The organism is Clostridioides sp. ZZV15-6383, assembly GCF_020657735.1.
GTDB classification, from domain to species: Bacteria; Bacillota; Clostridia; order Peptostreptococcales; family Peptostreptococcaceae; genus Clostridioides; species Clostridioides difficile_D.
This window is the reverse complement of record NZ_JAGWCV010000251.1, coordinates 1-234: the sequence shown is the minus strand read 5'-3', so window position 1 is coordinate 234 and position 234 is coordinate 1. Positions and strand designations below refer to the sequence as shown.

1 protein-coding gene is annotated in these 234 nt (G+C 25.2%); it reads left to right on the top strand.

What is annotated here, in order from left to right:
• Positions 1 to 234: transposase (locus KGF42_RS19670; protein WP_227826952.1), on the top strand; the 234-nt coding region annotated here is incomplete at both ends.

Sequence of the window (234 nt, the reverse complement as noted above, 5' to 3'; positions counted from 1 at the left end):
TTAAAGAATTTTGTATCTCAAGTTGTGGAGAATTTATAGAAAATCCTAAGTATCTTAAGAAGTCATTAAACAAACTTGCTAAATTACAAAGAGAATTATCGAGAAAGACAATCGGTAGTTTAAATAGGAATAAAGCAAGATTAAAAGTTGCAAGACTTCAAGAACATATAGCTAATCAAAGAAATGATTTTCTACAAAAATTATCTACTAAATTAATAAAAGAGAACGATATTA